Origin of the sequence: Halorubrum distributum JCM 10118 (genome assembly GCF_000337335.1) — an archaeon.
Classification (GTDB): domain Archaea; phylum Halobacteriota; class Halobacteria; order Halobacteriales; family Haloferacaceae; genus Halorubrum; species Halorubrum distributum.
This window is the reverse complement of the sequence record NZ_AOJN01000027.1, coordinates 30,212-50,860: the sequence shown is the minus strand read 5'-3', so window position 1 is coordinate 50,860 and position 20,649 is coordinate 30,212. Positions and strand designations below refer to the sequence as shown.

The 20,649-nt window shown below is 70.0% G+C and carries 20 protein-coding genes and 2 tRNA genes; 11 read left to right on the top strand and 11 right to left on the bottom strand.

What is annotated here, in order from left to right:
• Window positions 1-105: 105 nt before the first annotated feature.
• Window positions 106-214, bottom strand: a tRNA-Glu gene (locus tag C466_RS05440).
• A 128-nt stretch (window positions 215-342) separates the two neighbouring features.
• Window positions 343-909, bottom strand: coding sequence for a peptidylprolyl isomerase (locus C466_RS05435; protein ID WP_004598497.1), 567 nt, complete (start codon window positions 907-909; stop codon window positions 343-345).
• Window positions 910-1,020: 111 nt separating this feature from the next.
• Between C466_RS05435 and C466_RS05430 the strand changes: the two genes are divergently transcribed.
• On the top strand, window positions 1,021-1,536 hold the full coding sequence (locus C466_RS05430) for a universal stress protein (protein ID WP_004598496.1): 516 nt from the start codon (window positions 1,021-1,023) through the stop codon (window positions 1,534-1,536).
• On the top strand, window positions 1,533-2,450 hold the full coding sequence (gene truA / locus C466_RS05425; RefSeq protein WP_004598495.1) for a tRNA pseudouridine(38-40) synthase TruA: 918 nt from the start codon (window positions 1,533-1,535) through the stop codon (window positions 2,448-2,450). The genes C466_RS05430 and truA overlap by 4 nt, the downstream gene beginning before the upstream one ends.
• 35 nt (window positions 2,451-2,485) lie before the next feature.
• Here truA and C466_RS05420 read toward each other — a convergent pair whose 3' ends face one another.
• Complete coding sequence (locus tag C466_RS05420) at window positions 2,486-3,019, bottom strand: Rrf2 family transcriptional regulator (RefSeq protein WP_049897987.1); 534 nt, start codon at window positions 3,017-3,019, stop codon at window positions 2,486-2,488.
• 430 nt (window positions 3,020-3,449) lie between these two features.
• On the opposite strand from C466_RS05420, the gene nadE reads away from it, so the two are divergent.
• Window positions 3,450-4,445 (top strand): NAD(+) synthase, encoded by a 996-nt coding sequence (nadE, locus tag C466_RS05415; protein WP_004598493.1) that lies wholly within the window; start codon window positions 3,450-3,452, stop codon window positions 4,443-4,445.
• Between the two features lie 52 nt (window positions 4,446-4,497).
• Here the strand turns inward: nadE and C466_RS05410 are convergent, their stop codons facing one another.
• Window positions 4,498-5,931: a M28 family metallopeptidase gene (locus tag C466_RS05410; protein ID WP_004598492.1), complete on the bottom strand. Its 1,434-nt coding sequence runs from the start codon at window positions 5,929-5,931 to the stop codon at window positions 4,498-4,500.
• A gap of 118 nt (window positions 5,932-6,049) precedes the next feature.
• On the opposite strand from C466_RS05410, the gene C466_RS05405 reads away from it, so the two are divergent.
• Window positions 6,050-6,120 (top strand) — tRNA-Gly (locus C466_RS05405).
• 570 nt (window positions 6,121-6,690) lie between these two features.
• Here the strand turns inward: C466_RS05405 and C466_RS05400 are convergent.
• The gene (locus C466_RS05400) at window positions 6,691-8,127 is read right to left on the bottom strand and encodes a KaiC domain-containing protein (protein ID WP_004598491.1); all 1,437 of its coding nucleotides are present in this window, start codon (window positions 8,125-8,127) and stop codon (window positions 6,691-6,693) included.
• Window positions 8,128-8,273: 146 nt separating this feature from the next.
• On the opposite strand from C466_RS05400, the gene C466_RS05395 reads away from it, so the two are divergent.
• Both C466_RS05395 and C466_RS05390 read left to right on the top strand, forming a co-directional pair.
• Window positions 8,274-9,101, top strand: coding sequence for an NAD(+)/NADH kinase (locus tag C466_RS05395; protein ID WP_004598490.1), 828 nt, complete (start codon window positions 8,274-8,276; stop codon window positions 9,099-9,101).
• A gap of 76 nt (window positions 9,102-9,177) precedes the next feature.
• Window positions 9,178-9,870 (top strand): VTT domain-containing protein, encoded by a 693-nt coding sequence (locus tag C466_RS05390; RefSeq protein WP_004598489.1) that lies wholly within the window; start codon window positions 9,178-9,180, stop codon window positions 9,868-9,870.
• 286 nt (window positions 9,871-10,156) lie between these two features.
• Here the strand turns inward: C466_RS05390 and C466_RS05385 are convergent, their stop codons facing one another.
• The 3 genes from C466_RS05385 to aspS all read right to left on the bottom strand — a co-directional run bounded on the left by C466_RS05385 (window position 10,157) and on the right by aspS (window position 12,840).
• Window positions 10,157-10,903, bottom strand: a complete 747-nt coding sequence (locus tag C466_RS05385; RefSeq protein WP_004598488.1) for a DUF4382 domain-containing protein — start codon at window positions 10,901-10,903, stop codon at window positions 10,157-10,159.
• Between the two features lies 1 nt (window position 10,904).
• Window positions 10,905-11,207 carry a hypothetical protein gene (locus C466_RS05380; RefSeq protein WP_004598487.1) on the bottom strand — a complete coding sequence of 101 codons (303 nt, stop codon included), beginning with the start codon at window positions 11,205-11,207 and terminating at the stop codon, window positions 10,905-10,907.
• Window positions 11,208-11,535: 328 nt separating this feature from the next.
• Window positions 11,536-12,840: an aspartate--tRNA(Asn) ligase gene (aspS, locus tag C466_RS05375; RefSeq protein ID WP_004598486.1), complete on the bottom strand. Its 1,305-nt coding sequence runs from the start codon at window positions 12,838-12,840 to the stop codon at window positions 11,536-11,538.
• A gap of 567 nt (window positions 12,841-13,407) precedes the next feature.
• On the opposite strand from aspS, the gene C466_RS05370 reads away from it, so the two are divergent.
• Window positions 13,408-13,755, top strand: a complete 348-nt coding sequence (locus tag C466_RS05370) for a hypothetical protein (RefSeq protein WP_004598485.1) — start codon at window positions 13,408-13,410, stop codon at window positions 13,753-13,755.
• 27 nt (window positions 13,756-13,782) lie between these two features.
• Here the strand turns inward: C466_RS05370 and larC are convergent, their stop codons facing one another.
• On the bottom strand, window positions 13,783-15,180 hold the full coding sequence (larC, locus tag C466_RS05365; protein WP_004598484.1) for a nickel pincer cofactor biosynthesis protein LarC: 1,398 nt from the start codon (window positions 15,178-15,180) through the stop codon (window positions 13,783-13,785).
• Window positions 15,181-15,519: 339 nt separating this feature from the next.
• Window positions 15,520-15,711, bottom strand: coding sequence for a hypothetical protein (locus C466_RS05360; RefSeq protein WP_004598483.1), 192 nt, complete (start codon window positions 15,709-15,711; stop codon window positions 15,520-15,522).
• Window positions 15,712-15,940: 229 nt separating this feature from the next.
• Here C466_RS05360 and C466_RS05355 point away from each other — a divergent pair, with 229 nt between their 5' ends.
• The 4 genes from C466_RS05355 (at window position 15,941) to C466_RS05340 (ending at window position 19,444) form a co-directional block, all read left to right on the top strand.
• A complete protein-coding gene (locus C466_RS05355; RefSeq protein WP_004598482.1) occupies window positions 15,941-18,163 on the top strand; it encodes a CDC48 family AAA ATPase in 2,223 nt (740 codons plus the stop codon).
• A gap of 58 nt (window positions 18,164-18,221) precedes the next feature.
• Complete coding sequence (locus C466_RS05350) at window positions 18,222-18,470, top strand: hypothetical protein (protein ID WP_004598481.1); 249 nt, start codon at window positions 18,222-18,224, stop codon at window positions 18,468-18,470.
• A gap of 75 nt (window positions 18,471-18,545) precedes the next feature.
• Complete coding sequence (locus tag C466_RS05345) at window positions 18,546-19,079, top strand: DUF5815 family protein (RefSeq protein WP_004598480.1); 534 nt, start codon at window positions 18,546-18,548, stop codon at window positions 19,077-19,079.
• Between the two features lie 140 nt (window positions 19,080-19,219).
• A complete protein-coding gene (locus tag C466_RS05340) occupies window positions 19,220-19,444 on the top strand; it encodes a hypothetical protein (RefSeq protein ID WP_004598479.1) in 225 nt (74 codons plus the stop codon).
• A gap of 73 nt (window positions 19,445-19,517) precedes the next feature.
• Here the strand turns inward: C466_RS05340 and C466_RS05335 are convergent, their stop codons facing one another.
• On the bottom strand, window positions 19,518-20,537 hold the full coding sequence (locus tag C466_RS05335; protein ID WP_004598478.1) for a hypothetical protein: 1,020 nt from the start codon (window positions 20,535-20,537) through the stop codon (window positions 19,518-19,520).
• Between the last annotated feature and the right edge of the window lie 112 nt (window positions 20,538-20,649).

Genomic DNA, 20,649 nt, shown 5'->3' with positions numbered 1-20,649 from the left:
CGACTCTCCGTCACCGACAGCCGTGATTCTTCCCCTTTGGCCCGACCGGAGAACGGGGCGGATCGGCCGGAGAACGAGACGCGTCGCTCGCGGTGTGAGAGTGGATGCTCGGTCAGGGATTTGAACCCTGGTCGTCGGCTGACTTCCGAACCGGCGCCGAGGCGCCGCGTCCGCCGAAAGGCCAACATGATTGGCCGGACTACACCAACCGAGCGCGAACGGTGCTTACGTCGGGGATAATTTAACTCTTCTCAACTCTCCGCAGCGTGAGAGGTCGGCGCACGCGGCCCAGGCCGCGGACGGATCGGGGCCGAGACCTGACGCAGGCCGGAGTCGACGGTCTTACTCGTCGATGTTGACCTTCTCGATCTCGACGGCCTCGCGGGGGTCGTCGTTGCGGCCGGTCGGCACGCCGCCGATCTCCTCGACGGTGTCCATCCCGTCGATGACCTGCCCGAAGACGGCGTGTTTGCCGTCGAGGTGCGGGGTCGCGTCCAGCGTGATGAAGAACTGCGAACCGTTCGTGTTCGGGCCGGAGTTCGCCATCGAGAGGATCCCGGGTCCGTCGTGGGTGAGGTCGTCGTGGAACTCGTCGTCGAACTGGTAGCCGGGGCCGCCGCGACCGTTCTCCATCGGGTCGCCGCCCTGGATCATGAAGTCGTCGATGACGCGGTGGAAGACGATCCCCTCGTACAGCGAATCGCCGCGGACCTCGCCGGTCTTGGGGTCCTCCCACGTGTTCGTATCCCGCGCCGGCTCCGCGTCGGCGGCGGGGTCGTGGCGCGCCAGCCCGAGGAAGTTCTCGACCGTCTTCGGCGCGCGGTCGGCGAACAGTTCGACGACGATGTCGCCGTGGTTGGTCTGGAGCGTCACCTGCGGGTTGTCGGGGTTGGAAACCTCTCGTGCCATGTCCCCAGGGACGGCCGCCCGTCGGAAAACCCTGCCCATCCGGTTCTCCGCGACCTGCGAACGGGGGCGAACGCCGACAGGACTTTGCGGGTGGGCGTTCCGTCACCACGCATGTACGACAACATCCTCCTGCCCGTCGCGCCCGGCGGCGAGGCGAACGACGCGATCCCGCATGCCGCCAGCCTCGCCGAGCGATACGACGCGACGGTCCACGTCATCTCGGCCGCCGACACCGCGGTCGACACGCTCGCCGGCCCGCGGACCGGCGTGTTCTCCGACCGGCTCGCGGAGGCGGCCGAAGAACGGGTAGAAGCGGTGACCGCAGAACTGGAAGCGGCCGGCGTCGAGGCAGTCGGAAGCGTCGTCCGCGGCGACCCGCTGGACGTCATCGAGAACGCGATCGACGACGGCGCCGACATCGTCGTCATGCCGAGCCACACCCGTCGCGGGATCCGCCGGCTGCTCCTCGGGAGCGTCACCGAGAAGGTCGTCCGCGTCGCGTCGGTGCCGGTGGTAACCGTTCCGATGGCCGACCCCGAAGAGGCCGGAGGAGAGGCGGAGCCGACCGAGACCGACGAAGACGCGAGCGACGCGACGGACGGCGGCGACGCGTCCGACGCCCAGTGACGGCCGCGTCGAACGATCGCGGGACGATCACCCGCGCCTTCCGGGTCGCGTACGACGGCCGGGGGTATGCCGGCTTCCAGCGCCAGCCGCACGCCAGCACGGTCGCGGACGCGCTCCTCGAAGCGCTCGCGGAACACGGCGTCGTCGAGCGCGGCGACGGGTCGACCCACGCCACGCCGGCCGGCTACGCCGCGGCGGGCCGGACCGACGCCGGCGTCTCCGCGGTGGCACAGACCGTCGCCTTCGAGGCGCCGACGTGGCTCACGCCCCGCGCGTTCAACGGCCACCTGCCGGGGTCGGTCCGCGTGTGGGCCGCGGCCGACGTCGAGGGGGGGTTCCATGCGACGCACGACGCGGTCCAGCGGACGTACCGCTACCACCTCTACGCGCCCGAATCGGGCTCCGAATCCGGCTCGGACCGCACGCGCCGAGACCCGGAGCACGCGGTCGACGACGACCGGTTCCGGGCGGCGCTCGCGCGGTTCGACGGCGAGCACGACTTCCACAACCTGACCACCGACGAGACGGGAACGGTCCGCGACCTCGACGCGCGGGCGACCCGGGAGGGCGACGCGCTCGTCGTCGAACTCTCGGCGGACGGGTTCCCCCGCGCGCTCGTCCGGCGCGTCGTCGCCGCGGTCCGCGCCGTGGGTCGCGGAACCGCCGACCTCGCGTGGATCGACCGGCTGCTCGCCGCCGAACCGGTCTCGGGCGATCGCGGCGTCGGTCCCGCGCCCCCGGAACCGCTCGTGTTGTGGGACGTGACCTACCCCGACGCGGAGTTCACCGTCGACCGCGAGGCGGCGGAAAGCGCACGCGTCGCCTTCGGCGAGCGACACCGGGACGCTCGCCACGCCGCGGCCGCGACCGGCGCGGTCCGCGACAGGCTGATCTCCGCGGTCGACGGGGAGTGAATCGGACTTTCGGACGCCCGCCGCTCGGGCCGCCGCTACGCAGCCGACCCCCCCGCCGCCGTCTCCATGCCGTCGACGCGGACCAGGAGGCTGTTGCCGTCGACGTTCGTCGCGTCGACGACGCCGGAGAGCCGCAGCCCGGTGGCGGGCGTCGGCCCGACGGTCACGTGATCGCCCGCGTCGAAGGGGCCGACCGGGCCGCGGATCACGAGCTCGGCGCGACACAGCTCCGGATTTGCGACGCTCGACAGGTCGATCTCTGCGACCGTGACGTCCTCGACGGGGTCGCCCTCGCGCTCGACCGGCGTCGTCGCGGCGTCCTCAAGGCGCTCGATGCCGAGCGCGTCGTACGCCTCGTCGGTCGGGATGTAGCCGCCGTCCGGCCCGGCGACGCCCTCGACGAGGCCGAGGGTGCTGAGGCTCCCCATGCGGTTCCGCACCGTTCCCGGATTGCGGTCGATCGCGTCGGCGATCTCCCGCCCCTGTACCGGTGCCTCCCGGCCCTCGGAGAGGTTCACGAGCGCGGTGAGCACGCGTTCCTGACTCGAACTCAGCTGAATACGTGACATGGACAAATCGAACTCTATCTAACTAATAAATGTTCGTATATAATCACATTATATGCTTAGAACAATTGTTCTACGACTGATTTCTATTCAAACGTACTCAAATAGGGCGCATTATTTCGGGAGACGAGTTATTCCCTCGTTCAGCGGCATAGAAGCTCAAGTATACCAGATTATTTCGAGTATAATCGTATGTACATCGTAGTTCACGAGTAACTCTACTCTATTCAGCCGTAACAGTACCAATTCCTTATACGATCCACACCGCAAGTATTTACCATCGCAAACGGAAGCGGCGGCCGACTGATGACGATCCAACGCGACGCTCGCGAACGCCCGCAGAGACGCACCCGCGCCTCCTCACGAGCCGTCGGCGGACAGCCCCGTCGGCGGACGATTCGGACGGGACGGACAGTCCGCGCCGGAGGAGGAGATGGCTGACCCGGAGTCGGCGTTCGATCCGGACGAGGCCGCCGCCGAGCGGTCGGCGGAAGGGGCGGTGTCGAACCACGATCGAGACGCCGCCAGTTCTCACCCCCCTCCCGCCTCGCTGCTCCCGGAGCGGGATCTCGCGGTCGAACGCGACCGAGTTCGGTCGTTCGTCGCCGATCGGGTCGACGCCGCGGGCGCCGACGGCGTGGTAGTGAACATGAGCGGCGGGCTCGACTCGACGGTGACGGCCGCGCTCGCAGTCGAGGCGGTCGGCGCCGACCGCGTGTACGGGCTGATTCTCCCGTGTAACAAGGTCGGCGCGCCGCACGCACGCGACGCAGAGGCGCTCGCGGAGGCCTTGGGCATCGACCACGACACGGTTCACCTCCAGCCGCTGTTCGCGCAGTTCGGCGCCGTCGCTCCCGACCGCTTCGACCTCCACGACGAGCCGGTCCGGTCCGGCAACGCCGTCGCGCGCCTCCGGATGGCCGTCGCCTACCTCGCCGCCAACGCGACGAACTGCCTCGTCTGCGGCACCGCGAACCGGAGCGAAATCCTGTTGGGCTACCTGACGAAACACGGCGACGGCGCGGGCGACCTGTTCCCGCTGGGTCACCTCTACAAGACGGACGTGCGGGCGCTCGCGGCCGAACTCGACGTGCCGGAGTTCGTCGTCGAGAAGCCGCCGACCGCGGGGTTTCTCCCCGGACAGCGCGACGCGGACGACCTGGGCGCGCCCTACGCCGTCGTCGACCCCGTCCTCCACCTCGGCGTCGACCGCGGACTCGACCCGGAGTCGGTCGTCCAGCGGATCGAGGCCGCGGTCGCCGACCGGGACGCGGAAGACGGCGCCAACGCCGACACAGCCGACGCCGGGAACGAGGCCGGCGAACCCGCCGCGGTCGACCGCGAACTCGTCGCGGACCTGCTCGGACGTCACCGCGCGACGGCGCACAAGCGGCTCCCGCCGCCGACGCCTGAGGCTGACGTGAAGTGACCGAGGAGCCGTGAATTGACCGAGGAGCGGGACCCGGGGCGAGACCGGCCGCTCAGTCCCAGTCGCTGGGCCAGAGGTCGGCGGCGCGCATCCCCGTCTCGAAGTCGGCCTCGCGGAACGCGGCCGCGAGTTCGTCGCGGTCCAGCCGCGGCAGGTCGCGCTCGGGCGCCGCGAACTCGGCGACGAGCAGCGCGATCAGCATCGCGTGTTCGCGGACGTTCCGGTCGTCGACCTTGTCGCGGGTGTCCGCGTGAGTGTGACCCCATCCCCGCCCGCGGTCGCCCGAGTCGCTGTGGAGCTGGAGCGCCGGCACGCCGCGGCGCACGAACGGCCACTGGTCGGAGAACGGGTGCGGCTGCGCGTCGACCGCGATCGGCTGGCGCGTCGCGGTCGACACCGCCTCCGCGACCGACGCGGCCGCCGTGGAGGCGTGCGCGAGCGCGACGAGGTCGCGGAACCGCCCCGCGCCGTCGACGTTGACGACGCCCTTCACGCGGTCGAGGTCCAGTCGGTCCGCGAGGTGCTCCGCGCCGAGCAGCCCGACCTCCTCGGCGCCCACGGCGACGACGTCGACGCTGAGGGGGAGGTCGGCGTCCGCCAGCACTCCGGCCGCGGTCGCGACCGTCGCGATGCCGCAGCCGTTGTCGAGCGCCCCCTCCGCGATGTCGTGGGCGTCGTAGTGGGCGAGCAGCAGGACGCGCTCGTCGGTGTCCGGGCCCGCTTTCCCGATCACGTTGCGGCTCTCGCCCGGGGTCGTGGACGCCTCGACCGACAGTTCGGCCTGTGCGACGTCGTCCGCAGCGATTCCGTTTCCGCCGCCGACAGCGTATTCGCGGAGCCACGAGCCGGTCTCCTTCGAGACGCCGACCGCGACCGCCTCGGCCTCCTCGCCGAACGTGAGCGACCCGGTGGGCGGGAGCTGGCCGTCGAGGTGGTTGACGAACACGAACCCGACCGCGCCGGCGTCGATCGCGTAGCCGAACTTCTCCATGCGGTGGACGAACCGGCCGCCCTCCAGCGTGGTCGTCGAGGCGACCGCGATCCGCCCCGCCACGTCGCGCTCGTCGATCTCTCTCGGGGTGCCGTACCCCACGTCGACGAGTTCGCCCGCGACGCTCCCCGACGGCGAGTACGGGAGCGCTAAGGCCTCGAACGAGCGCGTCGCCGGCTCGCCGTCCCGCCCCGAGACGGTCACGTCGAGCGACGCCGACCCGCGCTCCCAGGCCGGGAGCTCGAACGGCTCCGTGCGCACGTCCGCGAGCCCCGCGCGCTCGAAGGCGTCGGCGACGAGGTCGGCGGCCCGGCGCTCACCCTCGCTGCCTGCCATGCGACTCCCGATCGCCGTGAGGTCGGTGAGGAAGCGCCACGGCTCGTCGTCGGTCCAGGTCGCGCCGAGCGCGGGCGCGAGGTCGGCCGCGCGCTCTCGCACGCGGTCGACCGCCGCGGCCGCGTCGGTTCGCGTCGCGTCTGCTGTGTCGTCGGTCATGGGCGTGCCTCCGTCGGTGACGGCTTAAGCGTGTGGCTCGCGGCACCGACGCCTCGGAGTCGGCCGGCGTTCGCCGAAACGCTACGTTCAAGTGGGACGGTCGGGTACCTCGAATCGAGCACCGTTGGTCCAGTGGTAGGACATTAGCTTCCCAAGCTAATAGCCCGGGTTCAATTCCCGGACGGTGCATTCCTGCGGCGAGCAACGTCGCGAGCCGCAGGAATCGGCAGCGGAATTGAACCCTATCAGTCGCGCGCAGCGAGTGAAACGAGCGAGCACGTCTGATTCCGGTTCAATTCCCGGACGGTGCATTTCTGCGACGAGCGAGTCGCGAGTCGTAGGTCTGCCGGAATACCCTCAGACACGGCGAACACCTCCGAAGTCTCAGCCGCTTATTTATAAATAACCGACTGCGGATCGACGACGAACACCGCCAAAGCCCCAGTCGCGAGGGCTCGGTGCGCTCGCTGCGGTCCTCGTCGTTCGCTTCGCTCACTCCTGCGGTCCTTGCGTTGCGCGCCTTCGCCCTCGCGACTGCCCCTTTGAGTCCCTCCCCGCACAGCACCGCCCCGCACCTCACGCCTCCCCAGCCTCGCGGCTCACGCTTCGCGGCTTCGCCGCTCGCGTTCGCCGCGTCCCTCGCGCGTGCGGTTCGCGGCCTTTCGGCCGCTCACCGGCACGCGCCACCGCACAGCGTTCGTTTATAAGCAACCGCGGCTGCGCAATGTGCCGATTTAAATACCACGTCGCCCTGCCCGCTCAGAAGATGTTCGCCTGATCGTACACCGAGATCCCGGTGTCGGTGATGTCGTACGGCTTCGTCTCGCGGGAGTGGTTCGCGTCGCGGATCTTCTGGATCTCGACGGCGAGGCGGGTCTCGCGGAAGTCCGACCCGCGGACGTACTGGAGGACGAACACCGCGTCGGTGAGGTACTCGACGATGCCGTGTCGGGAGGCGTACGGCGTTTCTTCGCTCGCCTCGGAGGTGAGCAGCGTCGTGACGCCCGACTCCTTCAGCGAGCGCGTGAACCCGAACACCTCCGAGCGCCGCTTCGCGGGGTGGTCGTACATCATCTCCAAGAGGGAGACGGAGTCGAGCACCAGCCGGTCCGCGTCGAACTCGGCGATGAGCCGGACGAGGTCGTTGCGGATCGACGACAGCGAGTTGGCCATCTCGATGGGGTCGATGGCGACGACCGCGAGGCGGTCCTCCGCCGCGTGCTCGCGGAACGACCACCCCTTCTCTGTCGCCGTGTCGAGGATCGACTCGCGGGTCTGTTCGAGCGTGATGTAGATCCCCTTCTCGCCCGATTCGAGCGCGTCGTTGAGAAACTGGAGCGCGAACGTCGTCTTCCCGGTGCCGGCCCCGCCGATGACCGAGAGCAGCGACCGGCTGGGGACGCCGCCGAGGATCATGTCGTCGAGCCCCTCGATCCCGATGTCGGTCCGCTCGATTCCGGACTCGAACTCGTCGGGGTCGACGTCGAAGTCGGTCGTCCCTCCGGCGTCGGCATCGTCGCCGAACTCACCGAACCCGAAGTCGTCGTCGCCTCCGCCCGTGCTTCCGCGGTAGCCGCCGAACGGGTCGTCGCCACCGCCTGCCGCTCCGCCGCCCCCGCCGCTCGACTGGCCGTCTGACCCCCCACCGCCCCGACTGCCGCCGAAGGGGTCGTCAGCGCCGAACGGGTCCGTCGCGCCGCCACCGCCGTCGGCGTCCGTTCCGGCGTCGGCCTCCTCCCCGCCACCGCCGCCGAAGGGGTCGTCTTCGCCGAAGGAGTCGAATCCGGAGCCGGCGTCAACGTCGCCGAACGCGTCCGCCGGAACACCGCCGCTCGCCGCGTCGTCGGTGCCGGACTCGCCGCCCTCGGACTCGCCGCCCCCGGACTCGCCGCCCTCCCCGACGTCGCCGGCGAAGGGGTTCCCGTCGCCCGCCTCGGCGCCCGTCTCGTCGGCGGCACCGCCGAACGGATCGGCGAACTCGGCGTCGTCGCTCGCGGCCTCCGTCTCCCCCGCACGGTCGTCCGCACCGGCTTCCGGATCGTCCGCGTCGTCCGCACCGGCTTCCGCGTCTTCCGGGTCGTCCGCACCGGCTTCCGTACCGTCGGAACCGCTCTCCGCACCGTCCACCGGCGGGTCGTCGGACTCCTCGTCGGTCTCGCGGAGCGCGCGTTCGAACCAGTCGTCCTCCTCGCTCATCGTTTCCGCCGCCCGTGGGGGGTCGACATGGACCCAGCAACGCGGCCGAGCGGCTTGAAACTTTCCGGCGAGGTTTCAGATACCGAGAACCCGGCCGGGCGGCCGATGTCCGCACGCTTTTATCCGGGGCTCGGGATGGATTCCGCATGGAAGTGGGCATCGTGGCGCGAAAGGGAAGCGAGCGGGCGGCGTCGCTCGCGGCGACCCTTCGGGACGTCGTCGTCGACGCGGGCGAGAGCGTCTGGCTCGACGAGGAGACCGCCGCAGCGCTCGACGCCGGCGACGACGCCCGACCGGTCGACGCGTTCGGCGACTGCGACCTCGTCGTCGCGGTCGGCGGTGACGGAACCTTCCTTTTCGTCGCGCGCAACGCGGGCGACACCCCGATCGTCGGGGTGAACCTCGGCGAGGTCGGGTTCCTCAACGCCGTCCCGCCGGCGGACGCCGCGACCGCGCTCCGCGCCGAGATCCGTGCGTTCCGCGACGGGGGGCTGGACGTCCGCGAGGCGCCGCGGCTCACCGCGAGCGCCGGCGACTGGACGTCGACGCCGGCCGCGAACGAGGTGGTCGTTCAGGGCGACCGGCGCGGGCCGGGCGGCGGGATCGACTACGAGGTGCGCGTCGACGGGTCCCGGTACGCCGGCGGCCACGCCGACGGGGTCCTCGTGGCCACGCCGACCGGGTCGACCGCGTACAACCTCTCCGAGCGCGGCCCGCTGGTCCACCCGGAGGTCGGGGGGCTGGTCGTCAACGAGATGGTCGCGGACGAGGGGATGCCCCCGCTCGTGGTGGACGCCGACGCGACCGTCACCGTCTCGGTCGCGGACGAGGCGGGCGCGACGGTCGTCAGCGACGGCCGCGACACCGAGGCCCTCGACGGGCCGGTCGAGGTGACCGTCGAGCGCGCCGCGCCGCCGATACGGATCGCGGGCCCGCCCTCGGACTTCTTCGAGGCGCTCGGAAAGCTGTCGTGAGCCGGACGCGCACGCCTTCGGCTCCCGATCGAACGCGCCCACAAAGCGTTTACCGGGCGCCCGCGGACCGAAGAGCGTGAATCGCCGGTCGACGCTCGGGCGGTACGCGGTCGCGGGCGCCGCCGTCGCAGCGCTGGGGGCGCTCGCGCTCGCGGTCTCCCCTGAGGCCGCGCTCTCGCGGCTGCGATGGCTCGCGACGGAGCCGCTCAGCTTCGGGGTCGCCGTCGTCGCGCTCGCGGCCGTGCGGCCCCTCCTCGCGTGGCCGACGACCCTCCTCGCCGTCGCCGTCGGCTTCGGGTACGGCTGGGTCGGGACGCCGTTCGCGCTCGCGCTCGTCGTCGGCACCGCGCTCCCGCCGTACGCGCTCGCTCGGGCGGGGCGGCTCCGAATTCGCGACGGTTCCGAGACGACCGAAGGCTCGGGCGTCGCCGCCCGGTTCTGTCGTGCCGGCGAGCGCTTCGCGGCGGAGTCCGGCAGCATGCGCGCCGTGGCCGGCACCCGCCTGCTGCCGCTCCCCTCCGACGCGGTGACGGCCGGGGCCGCGGCCGCCGGCGTCGGGGTCCGACCGTTCCTGATCGGCACGGCGTTGGGCGAGCTGCCCTGGGTCCTCACCGGGGTCGCGGTCGGCGTCTCGCTCGACCGCCTCGCGGCGAGCGGCGGGTCGCTCGTCGACCCGACCGTGATCCTCGGGATGGCCGCGGTCGGCGCGCTGGTGCTCGCCGGACCGCTGTACCGGACGTTCGTGCGGCCGGACGCGACGGCGGCCTGACTCGGCGCGAAATGAACAGCGTCGAAGCGGCGAACGGATCGGAGAAAGCGAAGACCGCCCGTGCGTCGTCGTCGCGCGGGCGATCGTGCGGGTCGTGTGCCTCTGACGGCAAACGGGTGCCTCGACTCGGGAACCGACCGCAACGGCGCGCGCATTCCCCCGGTCCCCGAATCCCGGGAACCGACCCAGCCCTGACCCCGAAGCCGCGGTGCGGTCCGCGCCCGCTCCGCGCGAGCGGCCGGACGCGACCGCGACTCCAACGGGGGACCGGGGGACTGCGGCGTCGCTACGAGCCGTCGGTCTCGTTGTCGCCGCTCGATTCGTCGCCTTCCGAGTCCGTCGACTCCTCGTACTCCACCTCGATACCGCTCGGCACCGGTCGGAGGAGGTAGCGGCCGTTCCCGCGCAGCACCGGCGCGAAGTCCGCGGTGAACGTCGTCCGCGTGTTCTCGCGGATCTCGAACGCCTCGTTGAACTTCAGGGGCGCGTTGCCCGGGAGGTCGACGGTCGCGTCGCTCCCGTCGGTGAGCGTCCCGTCGGCCGACGACACGTCGAGCTGGAGGTACGGGTACTCCCCGGTCTGGAGCTCCCGCTCGTCGATCAGCTTCGTCTCGCCGTTCTGGAGTTCCACGAGGTCGGCCTCCTGAGGCTCGTCGAACTCGAAGTACTCGCGGCCGGCGTCCTCCTCGCCGTCGGTCTCGTCGCCCGCGTCCGTTTCGTTCCCGCTGTCGGCGGACCCGTCGTCGCTGTCGGCGTCGTCGCCCCCGCCGTCCGTGTCGGTCTCGTTGCCAGCCGTGTCCTCATCGTCGTCCGGCTCGGCGCCCTCCGGCCCGAGCCAGAACCCCTCGACAGTGACGACGAGCGACTCGAAGTCGCCGATGTCGGCGGGCTGGTCGGTCACCTGCGTCGCGAGCGTCCCCGTCGCGCGGCCGACGCAGCCGGCGAGGCCGGCCGCGCCGAGCGCGGCGGCGCCGGTCGCCTGAAGGTAGGTCCGCCGGTCGAGCGCGATGCGGTCGGAGGTGCGGTCCGTCACGTTAGGCCCCCTCCTCGTCGGCGTCGGTTCCGTCGTCCGCGTCGCCCTCGCCGGCGCCGTTCCCGGCGACCTCGCTCACGGTCTCGCCGAGGTCGTCGACGCCGCCGTCGAGGAACTCGTTCACGCTATCGAGGATCCCGCCGACGAAGTCCGGCACCTGGTCGGGGAGGTCGCTCGGCGGGCCCGCATCGCCCGAGGCGTTGTCCGGCCCGGGCGTCGCCGCGACGGCACCGGCGGCCGCGCCGGTCCCGATCAGTACCACCGTGGCCAGCGCCACGAGCAGGGTCGTTCGGAGTGCGTTCATAGCAACTCCCCCTCGGGACCCAACGCCCTTTAATGACGCAAGCCGTTCAGCCGAATTACGCCCAATTTAATTCGGTTTAACGGCCTCGAGAGCCTTTGAAACCCGAATCTCGTTAGATCGATGAGTTGCTTATAAAAGACGGCGAACGGCGAGCGGTTCTCATCGTCGCCCGCGCGGCGGGGTGGCATCCCACTCTCGCGTCGACGTGAGCTCCCGCTCGCGGGGCGGGTCGGATCTCGCTCACCCGAAAAATAGGGCCCCGATTGCGCGGCCGCGTATCGGAGAGCGAACGGAACGAGCCTCGGCGGTCCGGATCGGTTCGGTCCCGTTACGGCTCCAGCCGGTTCGGGTCGCGCGGGAACATGATCGCCTCCTTGATGTTGTCGAGGTCGGCGACCTTCTGGACGAGGCGGTCGATGCCGAGCCCGTAGCCGCCGTGCGGGGGCGTGCCGTAGCTCAGCGCCTCGATGTAGAACTCGAAGTTCGCGGTCTCGACGCCCTCCGCCTCCATGACCTCGACCATGCGCTCGACGTCGTGTTCGCGCTGGCCGCCCGAGGAGAGCTCCTGGCCCTTGTAGATGAGGTCGAACTTCCGGGAGGCGATCTCGTCGTCCGGAACGTCTTGCATGTAGTAGAACTTCTCGTCGGGGTAGCCGACGACGAAGAAGGCGGGGTGGCCCTGCTCCTCGAAGTGCTCGCCGAGCAGCTTCTCGCCCTTCGTGTCGAGGTCGGTCGGGTCGTCCGGGAAGTGCCCGTACTCGGTTTCGAGGATGTCGAGCGCCTCGTCGAAGGTGATCCGCGGGAAGTCCTCTTCGGGCACGTCGAGGTCGACGTCGAGCAGGTCGAGCTCGCGCTCGGCGTTCTCGGCGACCTCGCGGAGCGCGTAGCGCAGCGACTCCTCTTGGACGTCCATCACGTCGTCGTGGTCGTCGATGTACGCCAGCTCCACGTCGAACATCGCGATCTCGGAGACGTGGCGGGAGGTCGCGAAGTCCTCGGCGCGGAACGCGGTGCCCGTCTCGTAGACCGCCTCGTAGCCGGAGGCCATCAGCATCTGCTTGTACAGCTGGGGGCTCTGCGAGAGGAACGCGTCCTGGTTGTAGTAGAGGATCGGGAACAGCTCCGCGCCGCCCTCGGCGCCGCCCTTCGAGATCAGGGGCGTCTTGATGTCGACGTACCCCTCCGATTCGAACCACTCCTCCATCGCGGTGATCAGCTCCGAACGGAGGGTGAACACCGCGAGCGTCTCCGGCTTCCGGAGGTCGAGCGCGCGGTTGTCGAGCCGGGTCGAGAGGTCGACCTCGATGTCCTTCGAGATCTCCAGCGGGAGCGGGGAGTCGGCCTCGTCGATGACTTCGTACTCGGTGGGCGCGATCTCGACGCCGCCGGGCGCCTGGTCGCTCTCCAGCGGCTCGCCGACCACGCGGACCACGTCCTCGGCGCCGACGTCCTGGACGGCCTCGAACAGCTCCGGCTCGCGCTCCTCCTTGAAGACGATCTGGATAAGTCCCTCGCGGTCGCGCACGATGAGGAAGACGAGGCCTCCCAGGTCGCGGATCTCGTGGACGTGGCCGGCGATGGCGACCTCGTCCGCGTCCGGTTCGACGTCCGACGTGTGAATTCGCTCGATCATGACGGTGGCTGCTTACGCGCAACTGGTCGGGCGTTCGGCATAGGCCTGTCGTCTCGGCGTCGACGGAACGGCTGGCCCGCGGCCGCTCCGGCGGATTCTCGGGGACTTCCGGACCGAACTCGCCGTGGCATGAGGTCACATAACTAACATAATTTTAATACGAAACCGATATACGAGGTTGATAACGGCGCGTTCCGCGCCGCGGAGACCGATCATGACCCGTTCCACCACCTCGACGCTCGGCCGGTCCGCGAGCGTCGCGTTCCTCGGGTGGATCGGGTATTCGGCTCCGAACTCACGGTCCGTCCGCCCGACCGCGTGACGCGCGTCGGCTGGGGAGGGTTCCCCGCGGGACGGACCATCTCCCGTTCTCTCCAGCCGCCGCTGTCCGTCGCGCGCGTCGAGTCGGACGGCCGTCTCCCTCGCGAGCGCCGCCGCCGGTGGCCCGGCTGCTGACCCCAGTCGGCGGATCGCCGGCGGCGCGTTCGAGGCCGCGGACCGCTCGCTTCCCGGGTTCGGACCGGGACGCCGACCGGCCGCGCCGCGTTCGACTCGCGGCGAGGGCGTATGGCGGCAGCCATCCACACGCCGTCGGTCGAGGCCACGGTGACCGTCCGCGTCTCGCAGGCGGCCGCCGGCGACCTCGTCGCCGGCGCCAGAGCACAGATCGAGCGAATCGACGGCCTCAGCGTCGAAGAGCTCGAAATCGCCGGCCTCCGCCCCGGCCTCAACGACACCACGGTCGAGGCGGTCGCCACCCTCGCGGTCGACGAGGGCGCGGCGCCCGAGGCGGAGTTCGACGCCGCCGGGATCGACGCGGCCGACGAGTTCGTCGTCGACCGCGTCCGCGAGCGACTCGCGGACGGCTTCGGCGTCGACCCCGAGCGCGTCGAGCGGGTCGACCCGCCCGACTGACGGGCCGGTCGCGAGGGCGGCCTCCGGCTACTCCTCCGCGAGCCGCTCCCGCACGTCGGCCTCGGCGCGCCGCAGCACCTCCCGGATCGGGAGGCCGGTCGCCTCGGCGACCGCGGCCGCGTCGTCGTACTCCCCGCTGACGTCGTACACCTCCTCGTCGGTCGTCGACGCGACCTTCACTGCCACCTCGTGGTCGGCGCCGTCGACCCGGAGCGTCGCCGTCTCGAACTCGCGCTCCGCGATCCAGCGGTGGCTCGCGCCGGACTGGCGCACGCCGAGCGTCCCCGTCTCCCGGGCGAGCCGCTCCGCGACCGCCTCGGCGTCGGCGGGCTTACAGATCACCTTCACGAGGTGACCGGGCCGCGACTTCTTCATCGTCGTCGGAACGATCGTGACGTCCCGCGCGCCGGCCCGCGAGAGCGTCTCCTGAAGCCCGCCGAGGACCTCCGGCGCGGCGTCGTCGAGGTTCGTCTCGAGGACGGCGATGTCGTCGTGAGCGAGCGATCCGTCGGGGGCGTCAGCGTGAGCGCGGTCCGCGTGCGCGTCGTGTCCCCCGTCGCCGACCAGCGCCCGGAGGACGTTCGGGTGCGCCTCGAAGTCGGCGTCGCCGGCGCCGTAGCCCGCGCGCTCGACGGCGAGGTTCGGGACCGCGTCGACGCCGTCGGCGATCGCGCCGAGGATCGCGGCGCCCGTGGGCGTGAGCAGCTCGCGGTCGATCGGCCCCCCGACGATCCGGAAGCCGGCGCGGGTCGTGATCTCGGTCGTGGCCGGGGCCGGGACCGGGTACGTCCCGTGGCTCATCTCGACCGTGCCCCCGCCGGCGGAGACGGGGGTCGTGACCACGCGCTCCGGGTCGAGGTCCGCGAGGAGCAGCGCGGCGCCGACCACGTCGGCGATCGCGTCGTCCGCGCCCACCTCGTGGAAGTGCGTGTCGTCGAGGTCGGTGCCGTGGACCGACGCCTCCGCGCGCCCGAGTAGTTCGAAGGCGTCGAGCGCGGTCGACTCGACCGCGTCGGGGAGCCCCATCGACTCGACGAGGTCGACCACCTCGCTGTAGCTCCGGTGGACACCGGCGCCCTCGGCCGGTTCGGCGGCGCCGGAGGCGTCCGACTCGTGAGTGTGCTCGTGCTCGGGGCCGTGGCTGTGGTCATGCTCGTGGCCGTGGCTGTGGTCGTGCTCGTGGCCGTGGTCGTGATCGTGACCGTGGTCCGCGTCAGCCTCGACCGCTCCGTCGCCGTCGTCGACGAGCACGTCGACGGTCGTCGCGCGGATCCCGTTCTTTTCCGTCTCGCCGATCTCGTACCGAACCGGGAGGGCGTCGCTCACGGGCGCGAGGACGTCGGGGTCGGCGCCGGCCGCGATCAGCGCGGCGCAGATCATGTCGCCGGCCGCGCCGGTCCGACCGTCGAAGACGAGCGTTCGCATGGTGCTCCCGAGGCGACTGGCGGACAAATACCTCGGGATTGACGCCGCCGAATCGGTCGGATATTCGTTTATAAGTGCCCGGCCAGTGGCCGTTTACTACTTATAAATAAATAACGACGCTGTGCTGAACACCGCCGAAATCCCAGCCGCTTATTTTTAAATAAGTGACCACGGATCGACGGAGCGCTCCTCCAAAGCCCCAGCCTCGTCGGGCGCGTCCTTCGGGCTCCCTTCGGTCGCCCTCGGCGCGCTCGACTCCCTCGCGCGTGCTGATTCAGCGGCCTCCGCTTCGCTCCGGCCGCTCGCAGACACGCGCCACCGCTCGATTGTCGTTGCTATTTATAAACTCTCTCCGCCGGTCACGAACAGGTACAGTTCGCCGACGACCACGAATGCGACAGCCGCGAGCGCGACAGCGAGGAAGCCACCGATGTTGAGGGCGTACAGCGCGGTGCCGACGAGGGCGCCGGCGACGAGGAAGGCGAGCCGCGAGAGGAGCGACCGCATCGGATCGGAGAGGGAGTCGAACACGCCCGAACGTTGCCTCGAACGGGCAAAAGACGTCCGTTGCGACCGAGAGCGAGTCGACGGCGAAAACGCACGCTTACGACGGGGTTTTAAGAACGGACGTCCTATCGTGCTATATGATAACACGACATTCCGCGGGCGCCCGGAGCTCGGTGCGAAGCGGCGGCGCCGAGACGGGCAACAGGCTTATTCCCGGACCGGGTCCAGATACGACCATCCCCCGCGAGGAACCATGAACGAAGTCCAACTCGAAGTGGCGAAGGCGTACCCCAACGACTCGGGGCGCGGCATCGCCCGACTCGACCCCGACACCCTGCTGCATCTGAAGCTCTCGCCCGGCGACATCATCGAGATCGAGGGCGCGGAGACGACCGCCGCGAAGGTCTGGCGCGCCGACCGCCAGGACTGGAACACCGACACCGTCCGCGTGGACGGGTTCACCCGCCAGAACGCGGACGTCGGCATCGGCGAGCGCGTCACCATCCGGAAGGCCGAGGCCGAGAAGGCCGACAAGCTCGTCTTGGCCCCGCCCGAGGAGGCGTCGGTCCAGTTCGGCTCCGACGCCGCCGGCATGGTGAAACGCCAGATCCTCAAGCGCCCGGTCGTCGAGCGCGACATCGTCCCGGTGATGTCCTCGACGAACCACCCGTTCATGCGGTCGCCCGGCCAGGCGATCCCGCTGATCGCGGTCGAGACGGAGCCCGACGGCGTCTGCCTCATCACCGAGGACACCGAGGTCGAGCTGCGCGAGGAGCCGATCTCCGGCTTCGAGAAGACCGGCGGCGGCATCACCTACGAGGACATCGGGGGCCTCCAGTCGGAGATCCAGCGCGTCCGCGAGATGGTCGAGCTGCCGATGAAACACCCGCAGATCTTCTCGAAGCTCGGCATCGAGCCGCCGCAGGGCGTCCTGCTCCACGGCCCGCCGGGCACCGGGAAGACGCTGCTCGCGAAGGCGGTCGCCAACGAGACGTCGGCGTCGTTCTTCTCGATCGCCGGCCCGGAGATCATCTCGAAGTACTACGGCGAGTCCGAACAGCAGCTCCGCGAGATCTTCGAGGACGCGAAAGAGGAGTCGCCCTCGATCATCTTCATCGACGAGCTCGACTCCATCGCGCCCAAGCGCGAGGACGTGACCGGCGAGGTCGAGCGCCGCGTCGTCGCCCAGCTTTTGACGATGATGGACGGGCTGGAGACGCGCGGGCAGGTGATCGTCATCGGCGCGACGAACCGCGTCGACAGCGTCGACCCCGCGCTCCGCCGCCCCGGCCGGTTCGACCGCGAGATCGAGATCGGCGTCCCCGACGAGGTGGGCCGCAAGGAGATCCTCCAGATCCACACCCGCGGCATGCCGCTCTCGGACGACGTGAGCCTCGACCACCTCGCCGACGAGACGCACGGGTTCGTCGGCGCCGACATCGAGAGCCTCACGAAGGAGGCCGCGATGAAGGCGCTGCGGCGCTACCTCCCCGAGATCGACCTCGACGAGGAGGAGGTCCCGCCGAGCCTCATCGACCGGATGATCGTCAAGCGCGACGACTTCTCGGGCGCCCTCAACGAGGTGGAGCCGTCGGCGATGCGCGAGGTGCTCGTCGAGCTCCCGAAGATATCCTGGGACAACGTCGGCGGCCTCGAAGAGGCGAAACAGCAGGTGCAAGAGTCAGTCGAGTGGCCGCTCACGTCGCCGGAGAAGTTCGACCGGATGGGCGTCGACGCGCCGAAGGGCGTGCTGCTGTACGGCCCGCCCGGTACCGGGAAGACGCTGATGGCGAAGGCGGTCGCCAACGAGACGAACGCGAACTTCATTTCGGTCAGGGGGCCCCAGCTACTCTCGAAGTGGGTCGGCGAGTCGGAGAAGGCGATCCGGCAGACCTTCCGGAAGGCCCGGCAGGTGAGCCCGACGATCATCTTCTTCGACGAGCTCGACAGCCTCGCGCCCTCGCGCGGACAGGAGATGGGGAACAACGTCTCCGAACGCGTCGTCAACCAGCTCCTGACGGAGCTCGACGGCCTCGAGGACATGGGCGACGTGATGGTCATCGGCGCGACCAACCGCCCCGACATGATCGACCCCGCGCTGCTGCGTTCCGGACGCTTCGACCGCCTCGTGATGATCGGCCAACCGGATCAGGAGGGCCGCGAGCAGATCCTCGACATCCACACCGAGGACACGCCGCTCGCGCCCGACGTGAGCCTCCGCGAGGTCGCCGAGATCACCGACGGCTACGTCGGCTCCGACCTGGAGGGTATCGCACGCGAGGCCGCCATCGAGGCGCTGCGCGACGACGACGACGCCGAGGAGGTCGAGATGAAGCACTTCCGGCGCGCGATGGAGTCGGTGCGGCCGACCATCAACGACGACATCCTCGCGTACTACGAGGACGTCAGAGAGCAGTTCAAGGGCGGCGGCGGCGAGTCGCTCCGCGACACCGGCGGCCGCATCGGGTTCCAGTAACGCGGCCGGCGGTCGCACCTGCCGGGATATTTTGAGTGTCGCCCGCGTACGGCGAGTCATGTCCGACGACGTGACCGTCGACGTGGAGGTCGAAGTGGAGGTCGACCGCGACCAACTGGAGATCGAACGCGACGACGCCGAAGTGATCGAGGCGACCTACGAGGCGAACGGGATCGAGATAGAGGTCGAAGCGGAGGTGGAGTCGTACGGCGGAGGCGACGATTCCGGCGAGGACGACGAACACGACGACGGCGCGAGCGCGGCCGAAGCCGAGGACGGCGAAAGCGGCTACGAGGATTTCGAGTAGCGACTCTCGCCGGCCCCGCCCCGCCGCACCGACCCGTTCCGCTCCTTTTAACCTCGACAGCGACCAAGCGGAGCTATGTCTCAGCCCCGCGTCCCCGGCGGCGACGAGAACGCGCTGGAGCTACCCTGCGGGGAGACGATCGGCGTCGGCGACCTGGACCTCGGGATGCGCGAGTACGAGTGCGACTGCGGCGGAACCCACGCGGTCGTGATGGACGTCCACCCCCCCGAGCGGTTCCTCCCGGACTTCCTCGTCGATGTCCTCCGCGAAGCGATCGACACGACCAGCGAGGAGATGCCGGAGTTCGACACGCCGCACCTGCTCGGCGTCGTCTTAGAGGAGTTCCCGGAGGCGGTCGTCTCACACGACGCCAGCGAGAACGCCGACGTGGGGTACGCGATGGTCTGGGTGACCGAGTTCGACTCCCGGCGCCTCCACGAGATCGTCGTCGAGCTCGTCGTCGAGCTGATGGAACACGCCGTCAGCCACGCGGACGACGACGAGGCGCTGTCGGCGTTCGAAGAGGAGATGGTCGAGTTCGACGTGAGCGAGTTCGTCGAGCAGTACCGCGCGGAGCGCGACCTCGAAGCCGAGGACCCGTACGCCTGAGCGGAACCTGACTCGGCTCCCGTCGCGTCTCGGTGAACGGCTCAAACGGCCGAAAACGACCGCGAGAACAGTCGTGTCAGACAACCGTCCGACTCCTGTCTCACTGAACCCTATATGTTCGGAGACCGTACGTAAGACGTATGAGCGCCGGCGAATACGACCGGTTCGACCGGATCCGCGGCGTGCTCGCCGAGGCCGACGAGCCGCTGACGGCGCGGGAGATCCTCGCACTCGTCGAGGAGTGCGACGACTGCGAGGAGATCGACAGCCCGCACCGAGTCGCCACCGTGTTGGGGCGGCGAGCCGAGCGCGGCGAGGTCGAGGTCATCGCGGGCCAGCCGTACCGGTACCGGCTGGAGACCTGACGGGCGGTCGGTACCCGTTCCGGTGCCGCCCGCGTCGAGGATGGGTGCGGGGCCGGCGAGGGTCCGCGAGCGTTTACGGGCTCACGATCAGGTCGAACCGGTAGACGCCGTCGCGGTACTCGACGACGACGTTCCGGAAGTCGACGCGCTCCTCGTAGCTGTCGATCGGTTCGAGGTCCTCGGCAATACCGAGCGCACCGAGGGCCTCGTTGAACTCGTCCGAGGGAGGCGCGCCCTCCTCGTAGCGGCGCGGGTCCTCGGCGATCGCGTCGTCTAACACGCCGCGAGCGCCGTCCGAGAGCCCGACGGAACCGAGATCGCCCTCGACGATCGCGTCTCGCGCGTACTCGTTGAATCCGCCCGGCGAGGCGGCGATCTCGTCGATCGCGTACGTCCACTCCGGAACCTCGACCGTTCGGCGCTCCGCGACCGCCCGGAAGAACTCGTCTTCGTACTCGACGTACTCGAACGGCGGCGACGGGACGAGGGCGCTGGCGTCGGCGTCGAGCCCGTGGTGGAACTCGACGGTCTGGAGCTCGTCGAACTGGGGGTCGCCGAGGAAGCCGTCGTGGCCGGCGTACACGGCGTCGAGCGCCGCGTCGAGCACGCGCTCGTCCTGGTCGGAGAGGTCGAAGGGCGGCTCCGCGACCGCCGCGCCGTCGGGCGGCGTCTCGTCGACCCGGTCAACCGCGAAGTGCCACCGCTCTCGTTCGAGGACGCGCTCCTCCGCGATTCGAACCTCGTAGAAGGTCCCGTCGCGTTCGAGGAACGTCGGCCGCGGGCGCGTCTCGGTCCCCCACTTGTCGCGACCGACGAGCGGCCACTGTCTGACGGTCACTTCCCCGGTCTCGAACAGTTCCGTGAGGGAGGCTTCCTTCGCCTCGGTCGCGAAATCGACGCGGGTCGTGGCGTCGATTTCGGTCGGGTCGGGCCACAGGTACGGCCGACCGATCGACGAGGCGTCGAATTCGTCGCCGATGAGCGCGTACGAATTGAGGCTGCCGGAGCTGAGACAGCCGGCCGTCGCGGCCGTCGCGGCCGTCGCACCGGTGATGCCGAGCAGTCGGAGGGCGCGGCGGCGGGAACAGCGCATATCGGTCCAAGATTTCTGACATCTCGATAAATCCCTTGTGGTGAGCCTCTCAGCTAACCGATACGGAGAAGCGGTGGGAGAATCATGTGGTGTCGTACCGACCACCGTGGCA

Excerpts from the sequence above, each read along its gene's own strand:
- C466_RS05435 (WP_004598497.1), bottom strand. The coding sequence starts at position 909 with ATGGCACGAGAGGTTTCCAACCCCGACAACCCGCAGGTGACGCTCCAG.
- C466_RS05430 (WP_004598496.1), top strand. The coding sequence starts at position 1,021 with ATGTACGACAACATCCTCCTGCCCGTCGCGCCCGGCGGCGAGGCGAAC.
- C466_RS05420 (WP_049897987.1), bottom strand. The coding sequence starts at position 3,019 with ATGTCACGTATTCAGCTGAGTTCGAGTCAGGAACGCGTGCTCACCGCG.
- nadE (WP_004598493.1), top strand. The coding sequence starts at position 3,450 with ATGGCTGACCCGGAGTCGGCGTTCGATCCGGACGAGGCCGCCGCCGAG.
- C466_RS05410 (WP_004598492.1), bottom strand. The coding sequence starts at position 5,931 with ATGACCGACGACACAGCAGACGCGACGCGAACCGACGCGGCCGCGGCG.
- C466_RS05400 (WP_004598491.1), bottom strand. The coding sequence starts at position 8,127 with ATGAGCGAGGAGGACGACTGGTTCGAACGCGCGCTCCGCGAGACCGAC.
- C466_RS05395 (WP_004598490.1), top strand. The coding sequence starts at position 8,274 with ATGGAAGTGGGCATCGTGGCGCGAAAGGGAAGCGAGCGGGCGGCGTCG.
- C466_RS05380 (WP_004598487.1), bottom strand. The coding sequence starts at position 11,207 with ATGAACGCACTCCGAACGACCCTGCTCGTGGCGCTGGCCACGGTGGTA.
- aspS (WP_004598486.1), bottom strand. The coding sequence starts at position 12,840 with ATGATCGAGCGAATTCACACGTCGGACGTCGAACCGGACGCGGACGAG.
- C466_RS05370 (WP_004598485.1), top strand. The coding sequence starts at position 13,408 with ATGGCGGCAGCCATCCACACGCCGTCGGTCGAGGCCACGGTGACCGTC.
- larC (WP_004598484.1), bottom strand. The coding sequence starts at position 15,180 with ATGCGAACGCTCGTCTTCGACGGTCGGACCGGCGCGGCCGGCGACATG.
- C466_RS05355 (WP_004598482.1), top strand. The coding sequence starts at position 15,941 with ATGAACGAAGTCCAACTCGAAGTGGCGAAGGCGTACCCCAACGACTCG.
- C466_RS05350 (WP_004598481.1), top strand. The coding sequence starts at position 18,222 with ATGTCCGACGACGTGACCGTCGACGTGGAGGTCGAAGTGGAGGTCGAC.
- C466_RS05345 (WP_004598480.1), top strand. The coding sequence starts at position 18,546 with ATGTCTCAGCCCCGCGTCCCCGGCGGCGACGAGAACGCGCTGGAGCTA.
- C466_RS05340 (WP_004598479.1), top strand. The coding sequence starts at position 19,220 with ATGAGCGCCGGCGAATACGACCGGTTCGACCGGATCCGCGGCGTGCTC.
- C466_RS05335 (WP_004598478.1), bottom strand. The coding sequence starts at position 20,537 with ATGCGCTGTTCCCGCCGCCGCGCCCTCCGACTGCTCGGCATCACCGGT.